The sequence below is a fragment of the Nonomuraea lactucae genome (genome assembly GCF_003313395.1).
Taxonomy (GTDB): Bacteria; Actinomycetota; Actinomycetes; order Streptosporangiales; family Streptosporangiaceae; genus Nonomuraea; species Nonomuraea lactucae.
The window spans coordinates 1-25,783 of sequence record NZ_QNFZ01000043.1; the positions used below are offsets into that span (position 1 = coordinate 1).

Consider the following 25,783-nt stretch of genomic DNA (forward strand, 5'->3'; position numbering starts at 1 on the left):
GGTGGCGGGCGACGTCGGGTTCGCCGGCCGCTGAGGCTCCCTGCACTCGGCGGCGGGCGCGGCTGGCGAGCTGGCGGGCGGCGGCCGGCGTGCGCTCCACGATCGGGGCGATCTCCTCGAACGGCACCGCGAACATGTCGTGCAGCACGAAGGCCAGCCGTTCGGCGGGGTTCAGCGTGTCCAGGACCACCAGCAGCGCCAGGCCGACCGAGTCGGCCAGCTCCGCCTGGAGCTCGGGGTCGGCGCTGTCCTGGCGGGCGGTGGCTTGGACGGTCCGGTGGCTGTCCCAAGGGTCCTCGCGACGGGTACCGCGGGAGCGCAACATGTTCAGCGACACCCGCGCTACCACCGCGGTGAGCCACCCGGCAAGGTTGTCCACCTCGGCGGTGTCGGTGCGGCTGAGCCGCAGCCACGCCTCCTGCACGGCATCATCGGCCTCGCTCGCCGAGCCCAGCACCCGCAAGGCCACCGCGCGCAGGCGGCGCCGGTGCTCCTCGAACCGCGCCGCCAAAAACTCATCTTCGTTCACCGGTCACATTCTCCTCTCGCACCGTGTCATCTCACTGACCCGCCGAACCAAGCCGATGTGACACAGATCCACCCTCGCGTGGTCTGTCACATCCGGCGCGGGAGGCGGGTCAGTGAGATGACCGACCACCGGCAGGGCCGAGGCAAGCGCCCCGGCGTCTTCGAGAAGGAGAACAGTGATGAAGGCTCGCATGAAGAACCCGGCCTACGTGCTGCCCGACGGCCTCAAGGGGATCCAGACCATGCTCAAGGGCGTCTACTCGGCCGGGGCGTCCCAGGAGGTGCTGGAGCTGACCGCGCTGCGCGCCAGCCAGATCAACGGGTGCAGCGCTTGCGTGTACTCCCATGTGCAGAACCTGAAGAAGGCCGGGGAGAGCGACGAGCGCATCGGCAACGTGGCCGCCTGGCAGGAGGCCCCGTTCTACACCGACGCCGAACGAGCCGCGCTCGCGCTGGCCGAGGCGATGACCCGGAACGTGGCCGACCGCTCCGGTGACGCGGTGCCGGACGAACTGTGGGACGCCGTGGCCGACCACTACGACGAGAAGCAACTGTCGGCCATCATCCTCAACATCGCCGTCACCAACATGTTCAACCGCCTCAACGTCACCATCAAAGAACCCGCCGGCCAGACCTGGGGCTGACCCACCCCATGTACCAGGAACCGATGTCCCGCCGGGTCGGCATCCCCGCCCGATCTACTCAACAATGGCCGGTTCATCGCTGATCGCGATGAACCCGTCATACGCCGGTGGCGGATGCGGTCCACAAAGCAGCGACCGCATTGCTGGCACCCGCCCAGCCAACGGCCCGGTCAGGCCGGCGAGAGAATGACCGGCTCGGTCGCCTACTGGCACGTGGCCGACATCAAGGGGCCACCGTCGCCGCGCTCGCCGAGGTCGGAGCCGAGCCGCTCAGGACATCAAGGACGTCGGCGACGGCAAGCTGGTCGCCTCACTCAAGGACAACGACGGCAACGCCATCGGCCTGATCCAGCCCGCCTGACTCCACCTGCACCCAACCACAAGGGAGACGACCAGTCCACCATGTCCATCATGTCCAGCCGCGTCTGGCCGCGGCGACTGCTGACGCTGTTCTTCTGGGTCCTCGCCCTGGAATTCATCCTCGGCGCGGTGACCAAGTACTGGCCGGGTCCGACCTTCTTCGGCCCAGCGTACTCGATCAAGTTCGCCGAATGGGGGTATCCGCCCTACGCCCGCTTCGCGGTCGGCACCATCGAGCTGGTCTGCGCGATCCTGCTCGCGTTGCCGGACAAACGCTGCAAGTTCCTGGGCTCCTCAACCCTGGTACTGGTCCTGACCGGCGCGGTCACCACGCACATCGTCAACCACGACCCGATCTACGAGAGCATCTCCGCCCCCACCCACCTGATCATCATGGCGATCATCGCCCTCGCCACCTGGCCCGCAGACTGGCGGGACCTGTTCCGCCCACGCGCGGCGGTCACCTCACGCATGCCCGCCCGTCGCAACCTGAGTCCTTGACAGGCCGCAAGGCCGACACCGAGGTCCCCGTGCCCGCTGGCGAGCTTTACACCGGCTCCTACCACCGCGCCGACGTCGTGCCGGGCAGCATGAACCGCGATGAACTACTGGTGGGAGGTCGACGGGGTGCGCGACGACCTCACCGACCCGCGTACGTCCTCCAGCGAGATCGTCCAGGCGTTCCTGCCCCACGCCCGGGTCGTCAAGGCCTTCAACCACATGGGCTACCACGACCTTGAGGACGGTGCCCGTCCCGCCGGCGCTACCGGTCGCCGGCGATGGCCATCGCCGGCGACGACCCGGACGGCGTCGAGGTCGTCGCCTCGATCGTGGACGCGCTCGGCTTCGACCCGGTGGCCGCCGGCCCGCTCGCCGAGGGCATGCGCATGGAGCCGGGAACGGAGCCGTTCGGCGCGAACGTCGACGCAGCCGAACTGCGCGCCATGCTCGACCGTTTCCCCGAGTCGCAGCGCGGCCACGCGGTGCTCCGCGCGCGGCGAGTTCCTGTGAACGGCGAGTTCCTGTGAACGGCGGGGTCCTGTGAACGGCGAGGTCCTGTGAATGGAGAATGCCGCACGCCGTGATGGGCGCCGTCGCCGGGCGCTCGCCGCTGCGGGACGGCCTGGAGTCCCAGGTCGGGCTTACCGGTAGAGGGCGGACTGGGCGTCCTCTCGCAGACTCCGCGCCACACGTACGGCCGCCTTGTCGAGTTCCGCCTCGATCTGCTCCATTCTCGGTGCGGGCACCCGGGGCTCCGGGTACGGCAGTGCCAGTACGCGTTGCATGCGCAGGTGCGTCGGCGGGTGGGTCGTGTCGACTCGTGTCTGCTCGACGCGGGCGGCCTCGCGGTGTCGTTCGAGTTCGGCATCGGAGATGGCGTCCGTGTGGGACCGCAGGGCCGTCCACAGGTTCCCGGTGCCGACAGCCACGGCGCTGGATCTGAGGAAGCTGCCGACGGAGGGGGCCCGGGTGATCAGGACGTCCAGGAGCGAGGCGGCGGCTGTGGAGCCGGCTACCTGGGCCTGCATCTCGTCGGCACGGTATTCGGCGTGCTGGGAGGAGTGGTGCAGCAGGAGTTCCAGCAGGAAGGTCAGGGCGCGGACGGGGACGCCCAGGATGGCGTGGAGGCACGCGGTGATCAGGGCGGACATGCCGTCACCGGGTTGCCAGGTGAAGCTGGTGACCACACGGAGTTCGTCGAGGGTGTGCAGGGCGCTGCCGACGACGAGGCCGTGTCTGGCGTCGCCGTTGCTGGAGTGGGCCATCTCGTGGGCCAGGAGGGCGACGCGTTCCTGCGGACTGAGGATCAGCCAGAGCGGGTAGCCGATCTCCACCAGGCGGCTGCGTCGCCAGCCGTAGGTACTGAACGAGGCGTTGACTTCGCCGCTGATGGCGATCAGGTCTGTGCGGGGCGCCCCCAACTCGACGCCGACACGGTCGACGAGGGCGTACAGGTGTGGGGCGTCGGAGCGGGTGAGGGGTACGGCGGAGGCGGGGAAAGGGGTGGGGCGGGGACGCGCCACCCAGGCAAAGTCCAGGGTCACCAGGCCGAACAGGAAGTCGACGATGTTCTGGCTGGTGACCAGGTATATGCCGGTGACCAGGAAAGCCGGTGCCAGGAGGTGGATGACGAAGGCGAGGAGATAGCTGGTGGTTCTGGACACGTGGCCCGCTGCTCGGCGTGGCTGGACAGGGTCCGACGGACTCGGAGATCGCGGAGACTCCTGCGGCCCGCGGGGTAATTCGGCTGGTAGATCAGCGGGCATGGCGAACAAGGTGCCAGGACTCCGAGAGGTGGTCAAGGTCAGGTCGGGGTCAGCGCGCCTGTGCCCCTATCCACACCCCTGAGCGCGGACGTCACTCGGCGCCTGTGGCCCGCGGTTGTCGCGAGGCGCCGGTGTCGGTGAGGCGCCGACGGAACTCGCCTGGAGTCGTGCCGGTGCGGAGGTGGAAGTACTTGAGGAAGTTGGTCGCGTCGGGGAAGCCCAGCCGGTGGCCGACGCGTGCCGCGGGCAGGTCGGTGTGGGCCAGCAGGCGCTTCGCCTCAAGCACTACTCGCCGGTCGAGGAAGGTCTTCGGGCTCAGGCCGGTCGCCGCGACCGTGGCGCGTGCGAGGGTCCGCGTCGAGTACCCCAGCGTACGGGCGTAGTCGTCGACCCGTCGGCTGCTGGCGAAGTCGCGTTCCACCGCGGCGCGGAACCGGACGAAGACCTCCTGGAGCGACGACCCGGGCGCGTGTCCGGCCGACACACCGGCCGACACACCGGCCGACACACCGGCCGACACACCGGCCGACACACCGGCCGACAGCAGGTCGGGCAGGGTGAGGCGGTGCAGCAGTGCGCCGAGCAGGTGGGCCAGTAGTGCGGCGTGGCCGGCGGTCCACGAGCGGGGCAGCCCCGCGTACTCCTCGGCGAGGTGGCGCAGGGCAGCCTCGACCAGCGGGTGCTGCCGGGCGGTGAGTTGCCACACGGCCGGACCGAAAGGGTCGTCGGCGGCCGTCCCAGGTGGCGGGAAGTCCGGTTGGAAGAGCAACAGCGGGCCGCGCAACCGGAACGCCGTGTCGAACTGCTGCACCTGCCCCGGCCGGACCCACAGCAGGCTGCCGGGGCGTAGTGGATGGCCGACGAAGTCGACGGTGTGCGTGCCCGTGCCGGCGGTCACGAGGAACAGCAGGTGGAACGACGGTCGCTGAGGGCCCACCAGGTGCCGGCCCGGCGCCGCGCGTCGCCAGAGCGACTCGAGCGTGGTCACCTCGATCCCCAAGGCCGTGCCGTCCGGGTTGGCGTAGCCGACGTCAGGGATGTCCGGCTGTCGTTTTCTCACCATGGTGGGTCCGTCACTTACCTTTCACGTCCTGCGTTCACCACCGTAGCGTCCGAGGTGCATGGCTGAAACTAACCAAAGAACTAACCAGAGGAGCAAGATGATGGCCCGCATCACCCTGTTCGGCGCCTCCGGCACGATCGGTGTTCGCATTCTCGACGAGGCGTTGCGCCGGGGACACACCGTCACCGCGGTCGTCCGCGACGTCAACCGGCTGACCCGCGATGACTCCAGCCTGAACGTCGTGGCCGGTGACGTCCTCAACGCCGAGGACGTCGTCCGGTACACGAAGGATCAGGACGTCGTGATCAGTGCGGTCGGCGGCGGTGACGGCCCCGGCCACCAGGCGCTCATCGAGCCCGCCGCGCGGAGCCTCGTCGCGGGACTGCGGACGCTGCAGCCGGGCGCGCCGCGGCTCGTCGTGGTCAACGGCGCGGGCAGCCTCCGCACGGCGGGCGGCGGGCAGATCTGGGACACCCCCGGGCTGCCCGAGTTCCTGCTGGAGATCATGCACGCGCACGGGGACGCCCTGGCGTACCTGCGCGGTGTGGACGACGTCGCGTGGACCGTGCTGAGCCCGGCCGCCACCATCACACCGGGGGATCGCACCGGCCGGTACCGCACCGGAGGGGACGACCTCGTCACCGACGACGCGGGCGTCAGCGCCATCAGCACCGAGGACTACGCCGTCGCGCTGCTGGACGAGGTGGAGCGGCCGCAGCATGTCGGTCAGCGCTTCACCGTGGCCTGGTGAGCGCGATGACCGGCATTCCGAAGGAGGCGCGGCGGCTCTTCGAGGGCTCCGCACATGCCACCGTGGTCACCGCCAATCCCGACGGCTCGCCGCAGGCGTCGCTGGTGTGGATGCGCGTCGAGGGCGACGACCTCGTGTTCGGCGCCGAGGAGCGCCGCCGCAAGGTCGCCAACCTGCGCCGCGATCCGCGGGTCACCGTGCTGGTCCAGGATGATCGCGACCACGCCATCGGCCTTGTGCAGCACCTCACCGTCACCGGGCGCGCGAGCGTCGAGGGACCCGGGATCCCGGAGCGCTACACCGAGCTGATGGACGATCTCGCCCGCCGCTATCTCGGCACCGAGCGCTATCCCATGCCCAATCGCGGCTCGGGTACGGCGGTCATCGTACGGATAACTCCTGAGCGTATCGGCGGCCTCGGGCCGTGGTCGGCCCCGGGCTGACGAGCGCTGACGAGCGCTGACGAGCGCTGACGAGCGCTGACGAGCGCCGGCCACGTTCCGTGGCGCGACCCTTCGCCCACGGTGGGTGATACAGGGATGCCGCGACGTGAGCAGCCTGGCTCAGAGCGACTCACTCGTTTTCGGGCAAGGGGGTGCCTCGATGAGGACAGGCGCGCGTGGGCCGATGCTCAGCGAGCTGTTCGGACTGGTCAAGGGTGCGGACAGCGTGGAGCTCAGGCTCGCCGTGTGCGACGTGCGTCGGCAGCCGGCGATATCGACGCTGGAGGTCGATCCGTTCGACGCGGAGATCCGCCAGGTCTACTTCTTCGACACCCCTGAGCTGGCTCTCGACCGGCTCGGCCTGATGATCTGCGCGCGAAGCAGCCAGAGCGAGGGCATGCAGGGCGACTCGATGATGAAGCTCAGGTCGACCGCCCCCGGCAGCATGCCGGCCGACGCCGATCTCGGCATCGAGACGATGCCCGGCGGGTACGTGTGCTCGGGGGCGATCAGGAGGCGTACGCGGAACGAGCAGATCAGGGCGGCGGTGCTGGGGGAGCAGCCGTTGCACACGCTGTTCACCTGGCGGCAGCAGGAGTTCTTCGTCGAGTACGCGCCCCCGTGGGTGGCCCTCGACGGGTTGTCGGCCATCGGGCCGGTCACGGTGCTTGAGCTGGGGCTGGAGCCCGCGGAGCTGAAGCGCAGGCTCGCTCTCGAGTTGTGGAACTATCCGGACGACCCGCGGCTGCTGGAGTTCTCGACCAGGATCTCACCGGAGGAGATGATCGACGCCACCGCCCAGACGTCGCACTTCCTGCGCGGGAAAGGGCTCTCGGTGGAGGGAGCGGTGGAGGGAGCGGTGCCCGCCGTTCCGTGACCCCGTAGGTCACGGGCGGTTTCACCGGTCAGGGTCGTCGGCGCGGAAGTCGGCGGCTGACAGGCTTCCGAACAAGATCATGAAGACGGCGACGATGGCGGTCCATCCCGTCTGGTGCCCGGCGCCGATGCCGGCCCCGGTGTCCCCGTGGAAGTACTCGTGGAACTCGATGAGGTCGTGCCAGTGCGGATCGTCGTGGAAGGCCCGCTGTCCTCCGGAGACCGGCCGCCGCCCGTTCGCGTCGGGCAGGAAGATCCGGGTGAGCCTGCTGGCGATCTCCTCCGCCACCTCGTACAAGGTCATGTGGCGGCCGGAGCCGGTCGGGCACTCGACGGTGAACTCGTCGCCGTAGAACGCGTACAGGTGCAGCAGCGCCCGGATGATGAGCGCGTTCATCGGGAACCAGATGGGCCCCCGCCAGTTGGAGTTGCCGCCGGACATGCCGCTGTCGGACTCGGCCGGCAGGTAGAGCACCTGGTACGCCTGCCCGTTCACCCAGAACTCGTACGGGTGGTCGGCGTGGTGGCGCGACAGCGACCGGACGCCGTACGGGCTGAGGAACTCCGACTCGTCGAGCATGCGCGACAGCACGCGGGTCAGCTTGCCCTCGTCGAGCAGCGACAGCAGGCGGCGGCCTCCGGCACCGGGCTGCCCGGCGGCGGACATGCCGTCGGCGAGGCCGGAGTGCCTCCGGGCGAACTCCTGGATCTTCCTGATCAACCGTGACTCCCCGGTCCGCGGCTCGAAGACCGTGGAGGCGCAGAGCGGCAGCAGGCCCACGATGGAGCGCACGGTCAGCCGGGTGGCCTTCCCGTCCGGGAAGCGCAGAACGTCGTAGAAGAAGCCGTCGGTCTCGTCCCACATCTCGTCCTTGACGTCACCCACCCGGTCGATGGAGGCGGAGATCCACAGGAAGTGCCCGGCGAACTTGACCGCCAGATCCTCGTAGATGGGATCGCGCTGGGAGAGCTGGACGGTGAGCTGCAGCATGGTCTGGGCGTAGAACGCCATCCAGGCGGTGCCGTCGGCCCGGTCCAGCGACCCGCCGGTGGGGAGCGGGGCGCCGCGGTCGAACACGCCGATGTTGTCCAGCCCGAGGAAGCCGCCCTGGAACACGTTGCGGCCCTCGGTGTCCTTGCGGTTGATCCACCAGATGAAGTTCAGCAGCAGCTTCTGGAAGACGCGCTCCAGGAAGTCGAGGTCGGAGCGGCCCGTGAGCCGGCTCTCCAGGTTGTAGATGAAGTAGGCGGCCCAGGCGTGAACGGGAGGGTTGACGTCGCTGAAGTCCCACTCGTAGGCGGGGATCTGACCGTTGGGGTGCAGATACCGGTCGCCGAGCAGCAGCTCCACCTGGTGCTTGGCGAGTTCGAGGTCCACGACGGCGAGCGCGACCGCGTGGAAGGCCAGGTCCCAGGCGGCGAACCATGGATACTCCCACTTGCCGGGCATGAGGATCACGTCGTGGGCGTCCATGCCGAGCCAGGAGAACTGCTTGCTCCACAGCAGCCCTGACAGGGCCTGGCGCAGCACCTGCGCCTCGCCGTCCGTCGTGCCCGCCGGGGTGAGGTCGGCGTAGAAGGCGTCCGCCTCGGCCTGCCGCTCGCGCAGCACCTCGTCGAAGCCTCGTCCGAGCGGGTCGCGCCCCCCTGGCCTGGCGTCGCGTCCGCTGAGCCTGACCCGCACGGTCGCCTCGCCGCCGACCGGGACGGCCAGCACGTGGTGTGCCGCGGCCTTGGTGCCGGTGCGGGCCGGGTTCACCGCGTGGGCGTCCCCGTCGACGACGTGGCGGCCGATGCCGTCCTTGACGTACGGCGAGGCGTTCGGGAGGCCGAACACCCGCTGGTTGTCGGTCTCGTTCTCGGTGAAGAGCAGCGGGGTCCCGGCCTCGCAATACAGGTGGTACGTCCCGAGTTCCTGGTGGTCGGCCACGATGACTCCGGGATCGCATGCCCGCATGGCCGGTTTGTCGGTGCCGTCGGCCCACGACCAGGTGTTGCGGAACCACAGCGTCGGCAGGACGTGGATGGTGGCCTCCTCCGGCCCGCGGTTGGCCACCGTCACCAGCACCAGCAGGTCGTCGGGGGCGGCCTTGGCGTACTCGACGAACACGTCGAAGTAGCGCTCGTCGTCGAAGACGCCCGTGTCGAGGAGCTCGTACTCGAAGGCGTGCCTGTCACGGGCCTGGTTGGCGCTGGCGAGTCCCGAGTACGGGAACTCTGCCTGCGGGTACTTGTACAGGAACCGCATGTAGGAGTGGGTCGGCGTGTTGTCCAGGTAGAAGAAGTAGTCCTTGACGTCCTCGCCGTGGTCGCCCTCGCCGTTGGTCAGCCCGAACGGCCGTTCCTTCAGTATCGGATCGCGGCCGTTCCACAGGGCCAGCGACAGGCACAGCCGCTGCTTGTCGTCGCTGACGCCGCCGAGGCCGTCCTCGCCCCACCGGTACGCCCGCGACCGGGCGTGATCGTGCGGGAAGGAGCTCCAGGCGTCGCCGGAGTCGCCGTAGTCCTCGCGGACCGTGCCCCATTGGCGTTCGCCGAGGTACGGCCCCCATCGGCGCCACGGCGCGTCGGGGGCGGGGGATCCGCGCAGCCGCTCTCGCTCGGCGTTCACGACGCGCGGTCCTCCTCGCGCACGGGTGCGCTGTCGTGCCGGGGACTGCTGCTCATCATCCGATGTCCTTGCCGTCGACGTGAGTCGGTCACGGCAACCGTCCCAACGGACGAGCTAGGGTCCCATCACCCTCGCCGGGTGATGAGGCCCTGGCCCACGACCGGATGTCCTTGAGTCGTCCCGCCGGAGCCGCATCCGATCGAATAGAGGGGTCACATGACGACCAGAACCCATGCGAACCAGCAGCGCAAGGACTGGAGCCTGGGGTTGGCGCTGTTCGCCGCCATCATGATGATGATCGTGGGGTTCTTCGAGGCGCTCGAAGGGCTCGCGGCCGTCATCCGGGACACGTTCTACGTTCCCACGCCCAACTACGTCTACGCGGTCGATGTGACCGCCTGGGGCTGGACCCATCTGGTCCTCGGCGTCGTCGTCGGCATCGCCGGATGGGGCGTGATGTCCGGCCGGCTGTGGGCGCGCATCGTCGGGATCGCCGCGGCGGTGCTCAGCGCGATCGCCAATTTCTTCTTCATCCCGTACTACCCGCTCTGGGCGATGGTGATCATCGCCCTCGATGTGTTCGTCATCTGGGCTCTCTGCGTCTACGGCAGGCCGGAGGCCCACGAGGCGGGATTGGGGGACTGACTGACCGACTGACCGACGAACCCACACAACCCGGTGCCACACCGAAGAGCAGGTCCTCACTGTGGGGGTGAGGACCTGCTCGTGTGCGTGCCCGGAAGAGGTGCCCGGAAATGGCTCCCGGAAGAGGCTCCCGGAGAAGTGCGAGGCTCCGGCCCGCTCCCCTCCTGCGCGGGCCGGAGCCTCGGGACCACACGTCCCGGCGCCCCTATCGCCGAGCCGCCTTCCGGCGGTGTGTGGCTCGTTCCCCCGAGCGGTGGTGGTCCAGGCCGACCTCGATCCGTAGCGAGTGGATCGTGCCGGTGAAGGCTCGGGGCAGGGTGGCGTACTCGTCGCTGACGGGAGATCCGCTGTCCAGGCCGATGCCGAGCATCTGGTCGCTGGAGAACTGCGACGGCACCGTGGCCTCGATGCGGCCCGCGGCGACCTCGACGCCGTCGATGGCCAGCGTGCCGGTGCCGCCCGTGCCACGACCGCCGCCGTCGTAGGCGAACTCGAACCGGACGTGATGCCGTCCGGACGGGAGCGGCGACGGGGCGTGGAGATGGGTGCGCTCGCGGCCGGAGAGGTTGTAGCAGTAGACGACCAGGCCGGACACCACGTACAGGGCCCAGCCGCCGAACCTGCCGCCCTGCGCCGCGATCACGCCCCCGCCGCCGTCCGCGCCCACCTCGATGTGCGCGGTGATCGCGTGCGAGGTGTTCTTGACGTCGGGAACGCCGCCGTGCGGCAGCCGCCTCGCGCCGCCGTGGAAGACCATCGAGGAACGGCGGGCGAGCCGGCCGGCGGACGGCCACGAGAGCCGGGCCCCGCGCGTCTCTCGTGGGACGCGCCGGGCGGGCGCGTCGGGGGCATCGAACGTGTGGCACATGCTGACGCCCTGGATGGGCTGCTGTGCCACGCCGTCCAGGGTGCGGGGCTCGGGGAGTCCGGCCGCGTCGAGGATGGTGGGGACGATGTCGGCGCAGTGCTGCCATTGGTGGCGCAGCTCGCGGCGCCTGCCGATGCCGTCCGGCCAGTGCACGATCAGGCCGGTGCGCCGCGCGAAGGGCGTGCCCATCGCCGCCGCCCAGCCGGCCGGATAGTTCGGGTAGGACTCCGGCCCGCCGATCTCGTCGATCCGGGCGAGCGCGTCGCGCGTGGGGGCGGGCATGCCGTTGCGTCCGAGGAAGTCGTTGACCGTGCCCTCGGGCCGGCCCGCCTCGGGGTTGCCCCTGTCACCCAGGACGTAGAAGATCATCGTGTTGCCGAGCGCGCCGAGCAGGTGGAGGGCGTCCACGACCCGGCCCGCCTGCCGGTCGGTGTGGGAGGCGAAGCCCGCGTAGTTCTCCATCAGCGCGACGGCGAGCCGTCTCGACGGCATGGTCAGCTCGCCCCAGCGGGGGACGCCGTCGGGCCGGGGCGGCAGCTTGACGTGCGCGGGGACGAGGCCGAGCGCCTTCTGCCGCCGCAGCGTGCGTTGCGACTGCGCGTCCCAGCCGTCCTCGAAGCGCCCGCGGTACCGCTCCCGCCATCTCCACGGCACGTGGTGCGGCGCCTGCGTGGCGCCGAAGGAGAGGTAGACGAAGAAGGGGGTGCCGGGGGAGCGCGCCTGCTGCGTCCGGATCCACTGGACGGCCTGGCCCGCGAGGTCCTCCGACAGGTGGTAGCGGGTCTCGGGGCGTCCCGGCTCGAGAACGGGCCTGACGCCGTCGAACAGGGTCGGCTCCCACTGGCTGGTCTCGCCGCCGACGAAGCCGTAGAACTTCTCGAAGCCGTCGCCGGTCGGCCAGCCCTCGTACGGCTCCGACGTCTTCGGCCGCTGCGGCATCTTGCCGAACGCGGCGGTGGCGTAGCCGTGATGCTTGAGCATCCGCGCGATGGTGGCGGTCGTGTCGGGGCGGTGCCCCGCGTGGTACGTGGCCGCCGAGGGCTGGTCGCGGCCGGTGAGCAGAGCCTGCCGGGTGGACGAGCCCGTGGCCGCAGGATGGAAGCGGGTGTACAGCAGCCCCCCGTACGCGAGGCGTTCGGCCGCGGGCATGCCGCAGGGGCCGCCGTACACCGATGACGCGCCGAAGCCCATGTCGTCGATGAGGACGACGAGCACGTTCGGCAGTGGAGCGTCGGTCTTCGGCATCTGGGCCCTCCGGAACCGTTTCGCGAAGCGGATCTGGGGTCTCAGAGAACCTCGCGTGCCCTGCCCCGGGCCTCACCCGTCGCGGGGGAGTGGCCGGCCCCGACCGGCGCCGGGCGGAGTCTCATCCGCTCCGGGTGATACGCCCCACCGCCTCGGGGCCGATCCTTCTTCGTGTCTCGTACCAGCCGTACCGACAGGAGAAGCCGATGTCAGAGCAGGTCTCCGCGAGCGCCCGGGAACCGCTGGACCAGCCGGTCGGCGGGTGGGCCGTTGGCGTCGCGCTGTTCGCCGGGATCTTCGTGTTCACCGGCAGGCTGTGGGCGCGCGTGACGGCAGTGGAGCCCGCCTTCCGCTGACGGCGTTCAGCCGAGCCCGCACTGCCCGCCGAAGGCGATGACGATCGCGGCGGCCGACACGCACGCGAAGAACGTCGCGGCGACCGTCCTGGTGATCAGCCGCAGAGCGCCGCGCGCCTCTCCGATCGCGGCCGCCACCGATGCCAGGCCGCCGCCGCGGAGGAGCACGTCGGCGCTCTCGTCGCCGTCGCGGGTGCTGACGCCCGTGTCGGCCTGGAACCGCGCGGCTGTGATCTCGTCGCTGCCACCCGCCAGGGTGACGACGTGGCCGAGACTCTGGAGCGTCCGAACCAGCCCGTACGTCTCCTCCGGGCGCAGGCCGGCGAAGACCGTCGCCTCGTTCACCGCGGCGGGAAGACGGGCGGGGGAGCAGGCCGCCAGTTGCGCGCCGGTCACGATCGGCGCGCGGGTCAGCCCCACCCAGGCCGCGCCCGGCCCCGCCACGCCGGCCTCCATCCCGGTGAGCAGCTTCACCTCCACGCCCGCCTCCCGGCAGGCGCGTACGGCGTCGACGGCGTCGCGCCGGATCGGATCGTGCACCGCCTGCAGGCCCAGGAAGGTGAGCTCGGGAAGGGCCGCGTCCGCCAGCGTGCTCAGCTGCGGGGCCACCCGCGCGGCGGCGAAGGCCAGCACGTCGAGCCCGCGCCGCTCCAGGGACCGCGCCACGGCCAGCACGCTCGTGCGATCCACCCGCCGGGTGGTCCCGTCGCGGTCGAGCTGGTTGCGGCAGAGGTACAGCACGCGTTCCACCGCGCCCTTGACGTAGACCGTTCCCGGTTCGTGGTCGTCCTGGCGGTGCAGCGTCGCCATGAAACGCCGGTGGGCGGTGAACGGCAGGGTGGCCACGCGGCGCGGGGCCTTGCCCAGTCCAAGCTTGGCGGCGCTGGTCAGCAGCGCGCCCTCCCGCGGATCGCCGATGATCAGCCACGGGCCGTCCTCCGGCACGATCGCGTCGTTGCAGGCGACCCCCGCTCTCAGGCATTCGTCCAGGGCCGCGTTGTCTCCCAGTGACACCGGCCTGCCCGCCGAGCTGATGCCGCCCTCGGGACTGTCCGCGCCGCTCGTCTCGTACGCCTGCCCGTCGGCCACCACCGAGGTGACGATGGCGCGATTCTGGGTGAGCAGGCCGGTTCTGTGCGTGCAGACGACCGTGGAGGCGGCCAGCGTCTCGACGGCGCTCAGGCGCAGCAGGATGACCCCGCGCCTGCCCATCCGGCCGGCGGCTCTGGCCAGCAGCGCCCTCGTCACGGCCGGCAGCTCCAACGGCGCGGCTCCGACCACGAGCGAGACCACGACGGTGCGCCGGAAGTCCGCCGGCAGCCCCCGGTACGCGCCGACCGCGACGAGGGCGGCCGTGACCGCGATGACCGTCAGGAGCACCGCTTGACGGATCAGGTCCATGGTGCGCGCCAGCGGCATGTGGGCGAGGCCCGCAAGCCCCATCGCGGCGAGCGCGCGCTCGGCTCTCGCCTGAATGGCGCACGTGAGGAGGAGCCGCGCGCCGGCCACGGCCGAGATCGCCGCCGCGATGGCGACGTCGCCGTACCAGAGCGCCAGCGCGCCCGGAGCGAACATCGCCAAGAGCAGCGGTTCGCGCGACGGGCTACTCCTGCGCATCGACGGCCCCTGGGGTGCTGGCGACGGGTCGTTGGTCTCTTTTGACGTGCGCCACGACCGTCACGATGACCTCACAGGCGGAGGCGAGCCCGGCGCTTGGTGGTTTCCGCTGGTCACTGCGGCCTCCTGGAGGTCTGGGTACGGGGCCCCGGTCGGGGAGACGATGCTGCGCCGTCCCTCAGGCACCGTGCTTCACACCTTCGGGGTGACCCCGTCACTCACGCCTCACCCGGGTGAGATGCGCCAGGAGGATGATGTGTCCTCACCCTTCCCGATGGGAGAACGAGCGTGGCGAGGGCCCGATTCACACCCGAAAGACGGGAAGGATGGGTCATGTCCGGTCGGTTAACTAACTCTTTGGTCGCCGTTCGCGAGCGACCGCCCGAACCCCTGCCAATCCCTGTCGCGAAGATCAGTGTCCCGGTACGCGGGGAGTCGGTGACCCCACGTACTCGGCTACTGGAACGTCTCAACAGGGGAACCCGCCGCCCCCTCACCGTGGTCACCGGACCACCAGGCGCGGGAAAGACCACCAGCGTGTCGTCGTGGGTCATGTCCGGCAAGCCCCCGGGACCGGTGGCCTGGGTCTCGCTGGAGCGTGCCGACCTCGTGCCGGAGCGGTTCTGGCCGCTCGTGGCCGAGGCTCTGGCGCGCGCCGGCGCCGACGACGTGTGCCGCCCGGTTCGCGGGGCGGAACGGGTCTTCGGCTCGGAGCTGGCCGCGGCTCTGACCGGCCGCGAGCCGCCGGTCGTGCTCGTGCTCGACGACTTCCAGCCCGAGCCGGGATGCGAGCTGGGCGCCGAGGTCGCCCGGCTGGCCAGGGCGGCGTTCCCCGCGCTGCGGGTCATCCTGACCGCGCGCGGGGATCCGCCGCTGCCCCTGCGCCGCTTGCGGCTCAGCGGCGAGCTCACTGAGATCCGCGGCGACGATCTGGCCTTCGGCGAGCGCGACATCCTGACACTCCTCGCCCAGCACGGGGTGTCGCTCTCCGCCCAGTCCGTACGTTCGCTGCTGGAACGGACCGAAGGATGGGCGGCCGGGCTGCGGCTGGCCGCCATGACGATGGAGCGGCTGCCCGACCCCGACGCGTTCGCCAGGCGTTTCGCCGGCGACGATCCCGCCGTGGTCGGCTACGTCGCCGAAGAAGTGCTCGACCCCCAGCCCGCCGACCTGCGCCGGCTGTTGCTGGCCACGAGCATCGCCGAGAGGTTCGACGCGGAGCTCGCGGCCGAGCTGGCCGGGACGGAGGCGGCGCGGCGCTTCCCCGCGCTGCTGCGGCAGAACGCCTTCGTGCTGCCGCTGGGGCACGGCTGGTACCGCTACCACCGGGTGTTCGGGGACGCGCTGAACCTGATCCACCGGCAGGAGAGCGCCGGCGCCGCGGTGCAGTCGCACCTGCGCGCGTCGGCGTGGTTCAGCCGCCGGGCGCACCTGGCCGACGCCGTGCACCACGCGGTGCGGGCCGAGGACTGGTCGCACGCGTCGTGGCTCGTCGTCGACGGGCTCGCGCTCGGCCAGGTCCTCGGGCTGTCGGCGCGGGAGGAGCCGCTGGCCGGTCTCATGGAGCGGATAGCGGACCACGTCTCCGGCGGGGCGCCCTCGCTCCTCGCCGAGCCGGAGCCCGCGCTGGTGACGGCCGCCGTGGCGCTCGCACGGGGGCACGACGACATCTGCGAACGGTACCTGGGACACGCCGACCGCCTGCTCGGGAACGTGCCGGACGATCAGGCGCTGCCCGTGCGGCTGGCGGCGGCGCTGATCAGGCTCGCCCGTCCCGCCCAGCTCCCTGCCGAGGCGGCGCGCTCGCTGATCGGGGACGTGGAGCGGTTGCTGGAGCGTTTCCCCAGCGGAGCGCTCGACGACTGGCCGGAGGTGGAGGCGTTGCTGCGCTACGCGCGGGGCCGCGCCGACCTGGCGGCGGGCCGGCTGAGCGAGGCGAGCGCCGCCTTCCAGGCGGCGCTGCCGGGCGCCGAAGACGGCGGTGACTACCAGCGGCGCCGCTGCCTGGGCGCACTCGCCGTCACCGAGGCGCTGAACGGCAGGTTCAGGCAGGTGACCGATCTGGTCGCCAGGGCGGTCCAGCTGCCCGAGGTGTCCACCCGCCCCGGCGGTCGCCGGGTGGCCGCGGTGCACGTGGCCCACGCGTGGGTGGCGCTGGAGGGGTACCGGTTCGACAAGGTACGGCTCGAACTGGACAGGGCGGCCCGTGCCCTGCACGAGTGCCCTGACGTCGTGATGTCGGCCCTGCGCGGGCTGGTCGCGGCCCGTGCCCGCGTCGCCGAGGGCGACGCCGGCGAGGCGCTGCGGATCCTGGACGACGCGAGGGAGCACGCCGCCGGCATGCCCTGGCTGGATCGCAGGATGCGGCTCGTGGCCGCGGAGGCGTACTCGGCAGGTGACGTGCCGCTGGCCGCGATCGAGGTCGCCCACCAGGCCGGCGGCACCGGTTCGACGGACTCGGCGCTGGCCCTGGCGCGCGGAGAGCTGGGCAGGGGTGAGGTGGAGACCGCCTCCCGCATGCTGCGGTCCGCCCTCACGGAGTCCACCGCCGTCCCCGTCGACGTCAGGGTGGAGGCTTGGCTGCTCGACGCCTTCCTCGCGTACCGGATGGACGATCGGTCGCGAGGCCGCCGCTCGCTGGACCGCGCGCTGCGGCTCGGCGAGCGGGAGCACGTCCGGCTGCCGTTCACGATGGCCAGCCGGTGGCTTCGGCCGCTGCTGCGCAGGGACGCCGAGCTGCTCAGGCCGCACCGCAGGTTCATCGACCCGCTGCTGGGCAGGCCGGTGAGCCTGATGCGCCACCAGGGTGGGGCGGAGGAGCCGGGAGGAGCGGACGAGCCGGCGGTCTTCGGCCGGCTGAGCGCGCGCGAGCTCGACGTGCTACGCCACCTGGCCAGGATGCTGACGACCAAGGAGATCGCGATGGAGATGTACGTGTCGGTGAACACCGTCAAGACCCACCTCAAGAGCATCTACCAGAAGCTGGCTGTCACCCGTCGCGGCGAGGCCGTGCGGCGGGCGCACCACCTGCGCCTGCTCTGACCACGGCCCCACCAGCGGGGAACCGCCACGAGCCGGAACCTCGCGGTGCGACCTCCTGCTACAGCAGGCCCAGCTCACGGGCGCGGCGGACCGCGTGTTCGCGGGACGTCGCGCCCAGCTTGCGGTAGATGCTGCGGGTGTGCGTCTTGACGGTGTTCGGGGAGACGAACAGCTGGTGGCCGATCTCGCGCAGCGACGAGTCGCCGCGCAGCAATCTCAGCACGGCCTGCTCGCGCTCCGTCAGTGGCTCGGGCAGGCCGCCCGCGGGCAGGGCGTCCGGCAGCGACGAGTCGCCGCGCAGCAATCTCAGCACGGCCTGCTCGCGCTCCGTCAGTGGCTCGGGCAGGCCGCCCGCGGGCAGGGCGTCCGGCAGCCGCGTCCTGAGCTGGGACAGCCTCGCGCGGATGTGCTCCCCGCAGTCGTGCTCGGTCGCCACGATGTCGCGCGCCTGGCCGAAGAAGGCACGCGCGGCCGGTTCGTCGCCGGAGTCGAGCGCGTTCTCCACCAGAATGATCAGCAGGTTCAGGGTCGGCCATGGCGTGAGGCCGACGACCGTGAGGCGGACGTTGAGCGCGAGCTCGAGTATCCGGCGGGCGTCCTCGTGGCGGCCTTCCTGGGCGAGCGCGGCGCCCCATGCGGTGTCGGCCAGCACGGAGGTCGCCGATTCGGGCAGGCCCCTGGTCTCCACCAGCGCGTAGGCCGTCCTGGCGAGCTGGGCCGCCTGCGCCGTCCGGCCGAGCCTGCCGAGCGTGAGCGACAGGGCCGAGACGGCGAGGGTGCGGAAGGTCGGCGCGGTGGTGGTGTTCTGCGCGGCCTCTTCCAGGGGCTGGACCGCGCCCTGCAGATCGCCCGTGAGGTAGCGGCAGTAGCCGAGGGCGAAGCGGGCGCCCGCGTACCACGGCGCCAGCGGGTCGGGCTCCAGCTCGGCGGCCGCCTCTGCGGCGTGGACCATCTCCGGCACGCCGTCGAACCCGAAGAACGCGCGGACCATGGACAGCGCGAACCGCACCGAGGGCGAGCCGTCGGGGAGCGGCCCGTCGTACGGGAGGTTCTCCGCCACCTCCAGCCACTGCCGGGCCCCTGGACGGTCCCCGGACAGGCCGGCCACCCAGGCGGCGCACACGGCCGTGCGCGGATCGCTGCCGATGCGCTGCACGCCGATCAGGTCCATCCAGTTGCGCACGCCCATCAGCCGGCCGGCGTCGACGTACTCCCCCCAGCGGGAGGTGAACAGGTCCGCGGCCAGGTCGATGTGCTCGGCGGCCAGGGCGTGCGCGATGGCCTCGTCGATCAGGCTGTGGTCGGAGAGCCAGCCGCTCGCCCGCAGATGCAGCACCGGGACGATGTCCGGCTCGGTGCGGGCCAGCTCGCCGCGGAGCGCCTCGCCGAAGAGCCGGTGGAATCGGTACCAGCGCCGGTGGTCGTCCAGCGGGACCAGGAAGAGGTTGGCACGGTCGAGGTCCTCCAGCAGCTCCGCGCCGTTCGAGGTGCCGGCCACGTCGTCGCACAGCGGCGCGGTGAAGGCGTCCAGCACGGACGTACGGGTCAGGAAGCGCCGCGTGCCGTCGGGCACCCACCGCAGCACCTCCTCGGACAGGTAGTCGAGGACGAGGCGGTGCGTGCCGGTGAAGTCGGCGATGAACGCCGCCGGATCGGCGGCCCCCCGCACGGCGCCCGCCGCGAGCGAGATGGCGGCGGGCCAGCCCTCCGTGCGGCCGACGAGGTCGTGCACGTCGGCGTCGTGCAGGCGGACTCCGGCGATCTGGCCGACCAACCGGGTGGCCTCCTCGACCGTGAAGCGGAGGTCGCGCATCCGCAGTTCGAGGATGTCGCCCGCGGCCCGGTAGCGCGTGAGCGGCAGCGGTGGCACGGTCCGGCTGATCACGACGAGCTGGACCGTCGGCGGAAGGCGGTCGACGAAGGCCTCGATCTGGCGGTGGCACGCCTTGTCCTGGACCACGTGGACGTCGTCGAGCACGAGCACCGAGTACTCGTGCTGCGCGGCGATAGCGTTGAGCAGGCGAGGCAGGAGGACACCCTCGATGTCGGGGTGCGTCAGATCGAGCCGGTGACCGTCCAGGCCGGGGATCACGGCGTCGAGCGCGGCCACGATCGTCAGCCATAAGGAGGCGGGGTCGTTGTCGGTCTCGTCCAGTGACGCCCAGGCGAACGGCCGGGTCTCCTCGGGGGCGGAGCACCACGCGGAGACGATCGCCGTCTTTCCGAACCCGGCGGGTGCGGAAACGAGGACCAGCCGGGCGTCACGGGCGGCGGTCAGGGCCCGGATCAGGGCCGGGCGGCGCACCCAATCGGGCCGCGGCTCGGGAGCCTGAGTCTTGACCTCTATAGGGAAGTAAATGGCTGGGTCAGGGGGAATCCGCACATTTTTCTTGCGCAATGTCTCGCGGATCCACCTGCGCATCGTCACTCCACCCACGTTGATGATCGTCGAGAAGGAGTCTCGCTGACCAGATCGGGGGCGTCAATCGAGCGGGTTAGGCACGGAACAATCGAATATCGATATGCCATTTGTCGATATCTCATCGTTTCCTCTAGGCAACGGAAGGGGACATAGAGGCGAATCGGGCCCTCAAGCAGCCCCACGCGATCAGCCAGAGGCCCTCCATCACGGTGAGCGCGGCCAGGGACGGCGCAGGTGGGATGAGCGCGGTGATGCCCGCGAGGGCGGTGACGATCGCCAGGGCGAGCTCCCGCCCCCGCCCGCCCCGCGGCAGCCCTGTGAGGAGATCGACGAGCTCGATCACGCCGGTGAGCAGCCAGGTCAGGCCGAACATGATGGCCAGCACCTCGGCCGTGCGCAGCTGGTCGCCCAGCGCGAGGACGCCGACGCCGATCAGCAGCAGCCCCAGCAACGCGAACAGCAGGCGCACCTCGGCGACGCTGGCCCGCGCCAGGATCGACCGTGCGATGTCGAGCGTGCCCATGACGAGTGACAGGAGTCCGACCAGCGCCGCCAGGGCGCCGACCGTCACGGGAGGCTGGGCCAGGACGGCCACCCCCACGAGCAGCGTGACCAGACCCTTGATCGCGATGGCCGCGCTACCTGATGTCCGCCGTGCCCCAGTCGGCATTGGGCACTCCTTCCGTCGCCTGTGGTCATGGACAGATCACCGAGCGAGAAGGGCGGGGGCATCATCCCTCAGGGGTGAGTGAGGGGATCTCCGGCCACCTCTCGCGCGCTCTCATCCCTCGCGGGTGATATCCATGCCCGTGCGCGGCGCGAATACTTCCAACGCCCGACATGGAAGGAAGGGGGAGGCGCGGTGGGATTTCTCGTCGCACTGATCGTGGCCGGCGCCGTGTTCTGGTGGCTGTACTGGTGCGTCGTCAACCCCTGGCGTACGCACCGCCACCCCCGGCGCACGCGCCACGCCGGCCCGGCCGTCACCGGCGCGCATGACGCGGGCGTGTGGGTCAACCCGGTCGTCTGGGCGCGGATCATCGCGGACCTGGAGGGCGAGCCCGGGACCTGGGACCGATGAGCGAACGGAGAAGGCCGGCAGCCTAGGCTGGGCTGCCGGCCGTTGCCGGGCGATCGTTCGGTCGGCGGTCAGGTCAGGGTGTCAGGTCAGGGGGTCACGACGGCCAGCTGGTCGATGTAGTCCTCCGTGACCCAGAGGTTGTCGTCCGGGCCGACCGCGAGCTGGAACGGGCCGGAGTTGCTGGTCGGGAGCGCGTACTCGCTGATGGTGCCGGACGTGGTGGCGCTGGCGATGTCGCCGCTGACCTGCAGGGCGGCCCAGACGTTGTCGTCCGGGCCGAGCGTGATGCCCCACGGGAAGCTGTTGGAGTCGGTGACCGCGTACTCGCTGAAGGTGCCGGAGGTGGTCACCGAGCTGATCCGGCCGGCGCCGTCGGCGTACCAGAGATTGCCGTCGGCTCCCGTGGTGATGCCGATGGGCATCGCGTCCTGGCTGGGGGCGGTGTACTCGGTGATCGACCCGCCGGTCGTGATCTTGGCTACGCCCGCGGCCAGGGACTGGGTGAACCACAGGTTGCCGTCCGGGCCCGCGGTGATCAGGGCGGGATAAGCGTTCGAGGTCGGCAGCGAGTACTCGGTGATCGTGCCCGAGGTCGTGATCTTGCCGATCTTGTTCGCGTCGATCTCGGTGAACCACAGGTTGTCGTCAGGTCCGACGGTGATCCCCCAGGGGTACGCGTTCGAGGTCGGGAGCGAGTACTCGGTGATCGTGCCCGAGGTCGTGATCTTGCCGATCTTGTTGTTGGTCGCCTCGGTGAACCAGAGGGCGCCGTCCGGCCCGGTGACGATGTGCGCCGGCTGGGAGTCGGCGGTCGGCAACGAGTATTCGGTGAACACGCCGCCCGTGGTGACCTTGCCGATCTTGTTGGCGTAGTTCTCGGTGAACCACATGTTGCCGTCGGGGCCCGCCGTGATGCCGACCGGAGTGGACGGGCTGGTCGGTATGGAGATCTCGTTGATCGTCGGCGTGCGCCGCGCCTCCGCCAGGCGCATGGCGGCGCGCTCGCGCCGGGGCGTGGGCGGGTAGTTGCACCGGATGTGCCGGTGCCCCGGCATGCGCTTGAGGGTCAGGCAGAGCTTCACCCAGGGGCGCGCGTGATGCGGGCGATCCGGTGGGGCGGACGCCGACGCGGGCAGTCCCGCCGCGAGGACCAGAGCCGCGACGGCCATGGGAATCCCGATGAATCGAGAACGGTGAGGCATGACAACCTTCCAGGTCGAGCGGAAAGAGCGCGGGCCCGCCGTTCCGAATATCTCGTCAACGCCCCTGATCGCCCCCGGCCTCCGGCCTCGTGGCGCGTCACGAGTCCGCCAATTCAGCGGTCCGGCGCGGCAAAGCGCCGGCCCGTCAGGCGACCGAGTGGGTGACGGTGCCGGTGTAGACGCCCGAGACGACCGCGGCCGGGATCGTGATGACCAGCGTCGGCTGCCAGGTCGTGGAGGCGATGGCGGGCCCCTTCGACGCTCTGAACGCGGTGGCCGACGTCGACAGGGAGACCCGCTGCGCCGCGGTGGGCTGGCCGGGAGTGCGGACGCCGCCGCCCGACTGGGCGGTGACCGGGCCGGACCAGTAGGCGACGTTGGACTTCGGGATGGTCTCCAGCGACGACTGCGAGCCGGTGGTGAAGTTGGTGGCCGACACGGTCGTTATCCACGTGCGGTTTCCCGTCCGGTTGTCACCCACGGTGACCGTGCCGAGAGAGGCGCTGATCGTGCCTCCCCGGGGCCCGCTGCCCAGGTTCGCCGAGTTGGGAACGGTGATCTCCAGCGGATGGGCGCGGAACACGACTGTCGAATGGGCCGCCGTCCGGGCGCCGGCCCAGGCGGGGTGGGCGCCGAGCCCGAGCGTCAGGGCGATCGACGCCATCAGCGCGGGGGGTGTTGCCGTCGCTTTCCTCACGTTGCGACTCCTCGCAGCCTCTCGTGAATGGGAACGCGCACGGCGTGTCCGGTCGGCGGGGTTGGAAAAGGCCGATGGCAGCTTAGGTCACGAGTGGTGAGCCACATTGCCGGATGGCGTTTCGTGGACGGTAAATTCGCCGCCAAACGAGTTTCGAGTGCCCCGCCTTCTGTGCGCGGGCACCTCTTGAGCGGCGTCGATCGTGCCCCGCGCTGAAATCGGTGGATCCCGGGACGATTGATCAAGGGCTGGCAGATCATGGCAAAGAATGCTCAGATGCCGCGTGGAGTCCCTCCGCGCCCGCTGCGCGTCCCGCACGATGTGACCACGTAACGGACGGCCCCGGATCAGGGCGCGCTTCTATGGAGGGATCGGCAGTGTTCAAGAGCCGTTTCGGTGCCCTGTGGGCGGGGGTCGGCGCCGTGGTGGTCGCCACGGTGGCGGCAGCGCCGTCCGTGGCGGACACGTGTGCCGCGTCGACGACGTGTTCCACGACGGTGACCTTCACGGTCACCGCGGGGCCAGGGTTGGAGATCACCGTGCCCGATGGCCCGATCAGCGTGGGCAGCGGCGCGCCGGGCAGCACGATCAGCGGGCAGCTCGGCTCGGTCACCGTGACCGACGAGCGAGCCGCGCTGACGGCCACCTGGGTGGCGGCGGTGTCGGCCACCGACTTCACCACGGGTGGCGGCACGGCCGCCGAGACCGTGCCGGACTCGGAGGTCAACTACTGGTCGGGCCCGGCGACGGCCACCACCGGCACCGGCACCTTCGTGCCCGGCCAGGCGAACGCCGCGTCCGCGGTGGTGCTCGACCAGGTACGCACCGCGTTCAGCAAGACCACGGGATCCGGCAACAACGCCGCCACCTGGAACCCGACCATCGTGATCGACGTCCCCGCGCAGGCCGTGGCGGGCACCTACACCGGCACGGTGAGCCACTCCGTTGCCTAGCCCGCACCTCCTTCGCGTGGTGCCGGTCGCGTTGCTCGCGATCCTCCTCCCGCTGCTGCACGGAACGGTCGCAGCGGGGGTGGCCCCAGCCGCGAGGGACAAGGACGCGGCCGGCCAGGGAGCCATCGGCATCAGGCTGGCCGAGATCCCGGCCAGCCGCGTCGACGACCCGCGCGCGCACCGCTTCATCGTCGACCACGTCAACCCCGGCACCACGATCACCAGGCGCTTCGAGGTCGTCAGCAGCTCGAAGCGCCCGGTGCGGGCGGAGCTCTACCCGGGCGCCGCCTCCATCGGCAAGGGCAGCTTCACCTTCGCGCCTGCCGGCGTCTCGAACGAGCTGAGCTCGTGGATCACGCTCGACCGCGCCGAGCTCGACCTCGAACCGCACGGCCAGGCCACGGTGAAGGCCACCATCGCCGTGCCCGAGTCGGCCAGCAGGGGAGAGCGGTACGCCGTCATCTGGGCACAGGTGTCCTCTCCCGGACCCGGCCCCGAGGGCAACGTCGCGCTCGTCAACCGGGTGGGGATCCGCACGTATCTCGACGTGGGACCCGGCGGTGAGCCGCCCTCGGACTTCCGGATCGGCGAGATCGTCCCGCAGCGGACCGCGGACGGGCAGCCGAAGATCGTGGCGGCCATCACCAACACCGGCCGGCGCGCCCTCGACCTGGACGGGCAGGTGTCGCTGTCCGAGGGCCCGAGCTCGCTGAGCGCCGGCCCGTTCCGGATCGACAGCGGGACGACCCTGGCTCCCGGCGACCAAGGCCAGGTCGTCGCGGTCCTCGGCCAGGACCTTCCCGGCGGGCCGTGGAAGTTCCGGCTCACCCTGCACAGCGGCCAGGTCGAGCGCTCGGCCACCGGCACGCTGACCTTCCCCGCCAGGCCCGGCGTGCTGGGCGTGCCCGCGTCCCTTGACTCCCCTCTCGGGCTGGGACTCGCGTTCGCCGCGCTGATCGCCGTCGCGGCCGTGGTGATCCTCCTCCTCGTACGCCGTGTCAGGGCACGCCGGCGGAGGTCCGGGGACCGGGAGGCTCTCGTCTCCGGCGAGTGATCGTGACGACAGATTCGCCGACTCGCGTACGCGGGTGTTTTCCGATGCCTTAGGGTTCGATGCCCACACTTGTCATCTGCCTCAGGGGGCCGGGCACATGCCGGACTGGGCGCGAGAACGTGTTGGAGACTGCGTTGAACGAGGACGCGACAGTGGTGTCAGGGGACATCGCGCGGCTGGCGGGCGTCGGCAGGGCGGCCGTGAGCAACTGGCGGCGCAGGTTCGCGGACTTTCCCCGGCCCGTCGGCGGGACAGCCGCGAACCCGCTCTACTCCCTGGCCGAGGTCGAGGCGTGGCTGCGGAAGCGGGGCAAGCTCGGGGAGTTGCCCGTGGACGAGCTGACGTGGCAGGTCATCAGGAACGCCGCCGACGACCTGCGGCTGCCCGGCCTGGTGGGCTCGCTGGCCGCGCAGGTCGCCTCCGGCCGGTGCGATCCCGGGATGGAGCGGGATCTGCTCGGCGCCGTGACGGGGTTGGTGGCCGAGCGTGGGAAGGCGTGGGTCGTCGAGTTCCTGCACGAGCGCTACCTGGCCGCGCACTCCCGGCGCGTGCAGCCGCTGTCGCGGGAGGTGGCCACGCTGGTGGCGGGGCTGATCGGCAAGGCGGGGACCGTCCTCGACCCCTCGTGCGGGTTCGGCGAGCTGCTGTTGGAGGCGTCCGCCGCCGTCCGGGTGCTGGGGCAGGAACGGGACGAGGTCTCGGTGCGGCTGGCGCTGTCGCGGCTGCTCGTGCGGGGACGCGCGGCCGAGGTGCGCCCCGGGCACGCGCTGAGGCAGGACGCCTTCCCCGGTGTCGAGGCCGACGTGGTCGTCTGCAACCCGCCATTCGGTGAACGGGGGTGGGGGTACGAGGAGCTGGCCCACGATCCGCGCTGGGAGTACGGGCTGCCGCCGCGCGGCGAACCCGAGCTCGCGTGGGTCCAGCACTGCCTCGCCCACGTCAGGCCCGGCGGGCTGGTGGCCGTTCTCATGCCGCAGGTGGCGGCCGGCCGGCGGTCCGGGCGGCGGATCCGCTCCCGGCTGCTGCGGGCCGGCGCGCTCCAGGCCGTGATCGCGCTG

The 25,783-nt window shown here is 71.0% G+C and carries 23 protein-coding genes; 13 read left to right on the forward strand and 10 right to left on the reverse strand.

Features of this window, described 5'->3' with window-relative positions:
- On the reverse strand, positions 1-529 hold a 529-nt coding region (locus DQW85_RS02885; RefSeq protein WP_162794675.1), incomplete at its 3' end, for a sigma-70 family RNA polymerase sigma factor.
- 178 nt (positions 530-707) lie between these two features.
- Between DQW85_RS02885 and DQW85_RS02890 the strand changes: the two genes are divergently transcribed.
- The 3 genes from DQW85_RS02890 to DQW85_RS45595 all read left to right on the forward strand — a co-directional run bounded on the left by DQW85_RS02890 (position 708) and on the right by DQW85_RS45595 (position 2,560).
- Positions 708-1,172 carry a carboxymuconolactone decarboxylase family protein gene (locus tag DQW85_RS02890; RefSeq protein ID WP_113698874.1) on the forward strand — a complete coding sequence of 155 codons (465 nt, stop codon included), beginning with the start codon at positions 708-710 and terminating at the stop codon, positions 1,170-1,172.
- A gap of 411 nt (positions 1,173-1,583) precedes the next feature.
- Positions 1,584-2,033 (forward strand): DoxX family protein, encoded by a 450-nt coding sequence (locus DQW85_RS02895; protein ID WP_205314828.1) that lies wholly within the window; start codon positions 1,584-1,586, stop codon positions 2,031-2,033.
- A gap of 278 nt (positions 2,034-2,311) precedes the next feature.
- Positions 2,312-2,560: a hypothetical protein gene (locus DQW85_RS45595; RefSeq protein WP_205314829.1), complete on the forward strand. Its 249-nt coding sequence runs from the start codon at positions 2,312-2,314 to the stop codon at positions 2,558-2,560.
- Between the two features lie 114 nt (positions 2,561-2,674).
- On the opposite strand, the gene DQW85_RS02905 is transcribed toward DQW85_RS45595, so the two are convergent.
- Positions 2,675-3,697 carry a M48 family metallopeptidase gene (locus tag DQW85_RS02905; RefSeq protein WP_162794676.1) on the reverse strand — a complete coding sequence of 341 codons (1,023 nt, stop codon included), beginning with the start codon at positions 3,695-3,697 and terminating at the stop codon, positions 2,675-2,677.
- 193 nt (positions 3,698-3,890) lie between these two features.
- Positions 3,891-4,862 (reverse strand): AraC family transcriptional regulator, encoded by a 972-nt coding sequence (locus DQW85_RS02910; protein WP_113698876.1) that lies wholly within the window; start codon positions 4,860-4,862, stop codon positions 3,891-3,893.
- Between the two features lie 97 nt (positions 4,863-4,959).
- Between DQW85_RS02910 and DQW85_RS02915 the strand changes: the two genes are divergently transcribed.
- The 3 genes from DQW85_RS02915 to DQW85_RS02925 all read left to right on the forward strand — a co-directional run bounded on the left by DQW85_RS02915 (position 4,960) and on the right by DQW85_RS02925 (position 6,933).
- The gene (locus DQW85_RS02915; protein WP_240196886.1) at positions 4,960-5,613 is read left to right on the forward strand and encodes an NAD(P)-dependent oxidoreductase; all 654 of its coding nucleotides are present in this window, start codon (positions 4,960-4,962) and stop codon (positions 5,611-5,613) included.
- Positions 5,614-5,618: 5 nt separating this feature from the next.
- Positions 5,619-6,056, forward strand: a complete 438-nt coding sequence (locus DQW85_RS02920) for a TIGR03618 family F420-dependent PPOX class oxidoreductase (RefSeq protein ID WP_113698877.1) — start codon at positions 5,619-5,621, stop codon at positions 6,054-6,056.
- A gap of 160 nt (positions 6,057-6,216) precedes the next feature.
- Positions 6,217-6,933 carry a hypothetical protein gene (locus DQW85_RS02925; RefSeq protein ID WP_162794677.1) on the forward strand — a complete coding sequence of 239 codons (717 nt, stop codon included), beginning with the start codon at positions 6,217-6,219 and terminating at the stop codon, positions 6,931-6,933.
- Between the two features lie 21 nt (positions 6,934-6,954).
- On the opposite strand, the gene DQW85_RS02930 is transcribed toward DQW85_RS02925, so the two are convergent.
- Positions 6,955-9,543 (reverse strand): MGH1-like glycoside hydrolase domain-containing protein, encoded by a 2,589-nt coding sequence (locus DQW85_RS02930; RefSeq protein WP_113698879.1) that lies wholly within the window; start codon positions 9,541-9,543, stop codon positions 6,955-6,957.
- A gap of 216 nt (positions 9,544-9,759) precedes the next feature.
- On the opposite strand from DQW85_RS02930, the gene DQW85_RS02935 reads away from it, so the two are divergent.
- Positions 9,760-10,188 carry a DUF7144 family membrane protein gene (locus tag DQW85_RS02935; RefSeq protein WP_113698880.1) on the forward strand — a complete coding sequence of 143 codons (429 nt, stop codon included), beginning with the start codon at positions 9,760-9,762 and terminating at the stop codon, positions 10,186-10,188.
- A 205-nt stretch (positions 10,189-10,393) separates the two neighbouring features.
- Here DQW85_RS02935 and DQW85_RS02940 read toward each other — a convergent pair whose 3' ends face one another.
- Positions 10,394-12,301, reverse strand: coding sequence for a sulfatase-like hydrolase/transferase (locus tag DQW85_RS02940; RefSeq protein ID WP_113698881.1), 1,908 nt, complete (start codon positions 12,299-12,301; stop codon positions 10,394-10,396).
- A 206-nt stretch (positions 12,302-12,507) separates the two neighbouring features.
- Between DQW85_RS02940 and DQW85_RS44075 the strand changes: the two genes are divergently transcribed.
- Positions 12,508-12,657 (forward strand): hypothetical protein, encoded by a 150-nt coding sequence (locus DQW85_RS44075; RefSeq protein ID WP_162794678.1) that lies wholly within the window; start codon positions 12,508-12,510, stop codon positions 12,655-12,657.
- 6 nt (positions 12,658-12,663) lie between these two features.
- Here DQW85_RS44075 and DQW85_RS02945 read toward each other — a convergent pair whose 3' ends face one another.
- Positions 12,664-14,274 (reverse strand): cation-translocating P-type ATPase, encoded by a 1,611-nt coding sequence (locus tag DQW85_RS02945; protein ID WP_113698882.1) that lies wholly within the window; start codon positions 14,272-14,274, stop codon positions 12,664-12,666.
- A gap of 552 nt (positions 14,275-14,826) precedes the next feature.
- Between DQW85_RS02945 and DQW85_RS46465 the strand changes: the two genes are divergently transcribed.
- On the forward strand, positions 14,827-17,316 hold the full coding sequence (locus DQW85_RS46465; protein ID WP_113698883.1) for a winged helix-turn-helix domain-containing protein: 2,490 nt from the start codon (positions 14,827-14,829) through the stop codon (positions 17,314-17,316).
- A 58-nt stretch (positions 17,317-17,374) separates the two neighbouring features.
- Here the strand turns inward: DQW85_RS46465 and DQW85_RS02955 are convergent, their stop codons facing one another.
- Positions 17,375-19,621 (reverse strand): winged helix-turn-helix domain-containing protein, encoded by a 2,247-nt coding sequence (locus DQW85_RS02955; protein ID WP_113698884.1) that lies wholly within the window; start codon positions 19,619-19,621, stop codon positions 17,375-17,377.
- A 247-nt stretch (positions 19,622-19,868) separates the two neighbouring features.
- Positions 19,869-20,408 carry a DUF308 domain-containing protein gene (locus DQW85_RS02960; protein WP_113698885.1) on the reverse strand — a complete coding sequence of 180 codons (540 nt, stop codon included), beginning with the start codon at positions 20,406-20,408 and terminating at the stop codon, positions 19,869-19,871.
- A gap of 192 nt (positions 20,409-20,600) precedes the next feature.
- Here DQW85_RS02960 and DQW85_RS02965 point away from each other — a divergent pair, with 192 nt between their 5' ends.
- Positions 20,601-20,819 (forward strand): hypothetical protein, encoded by a 219-nt coding sequence (locus DQW85_RS02965; RefSeq protein ID WP_113698886.1) that lies wholly within the window; start codon positions 20,601-20,603, stop codon positions 20,817-20,819.
- A gap of 86 nt (positions 20,820-20,905) precedes the next feature.
- On the opposite strand, the gene DQW85_RS02970 is transcribed toward DQW85_RS02965, so the two are convergent.
- Positions 20,906-21,988, reverse strand: a complete 1,083-nt coding sequence (locus tag DQW85_RS02970) for a Vgb family protein (protein WP_113698887.1) — start codon at positions 21,986-21,988, stop codon at positions 20,906-20,908.
- A 178-nt stretch (positions 21,989-22,166) separates the two neighbouring features.
- A complete protein-coding gene (locus DQW85_RS02975; protein ID WP_205314831.1) occupies positions 22,167-22,718 on the reverse strand; it encodes a hypothetical protein in 552 nt (183 codons plus the stop codon).
- A 377-nt stretch (positions 22,719-23,095) separates the two neighbouring features.
- On the opposite strand from DQW85_RS02975, the gene DQW85_RS02980 reads away from it, so the two are divergent.
- From DQW85_RS02980 to DQW85_RS02990, 3 genes are all read left to right on the forward strand, one after another.
- Positions 23,096-23,671, forward strand: a complete 576-nt coding sequence (locus DQW85_RS02980; RefSeq protein ID WP_240196887.1) for a hypothetical protein — start codon at positions 23,096-23,098, stop codon at positions 23,669-23,671.
- 19 nt (positions 23,672-23,690) lie between these two features.
- Complete coding sequence (locus DQW85_RS02985; protein WP_240196888.1) at positions 23,691-24,725, forward strand: hypothetical protein; 1,035 nt, start codon at positions 23,691-23,693, stop codon at positions 24,723-24,725.
- 134 nt (positions 24,726-24,859) lie between these two features.
- The coding region (locus DQW85_RS02990) for an N-6 DNA methylase (RefSeq protein ID WP_162794679.1) at positions 24,860-25,783 on the forward strand (924 nt) is incomplete at its 3' end.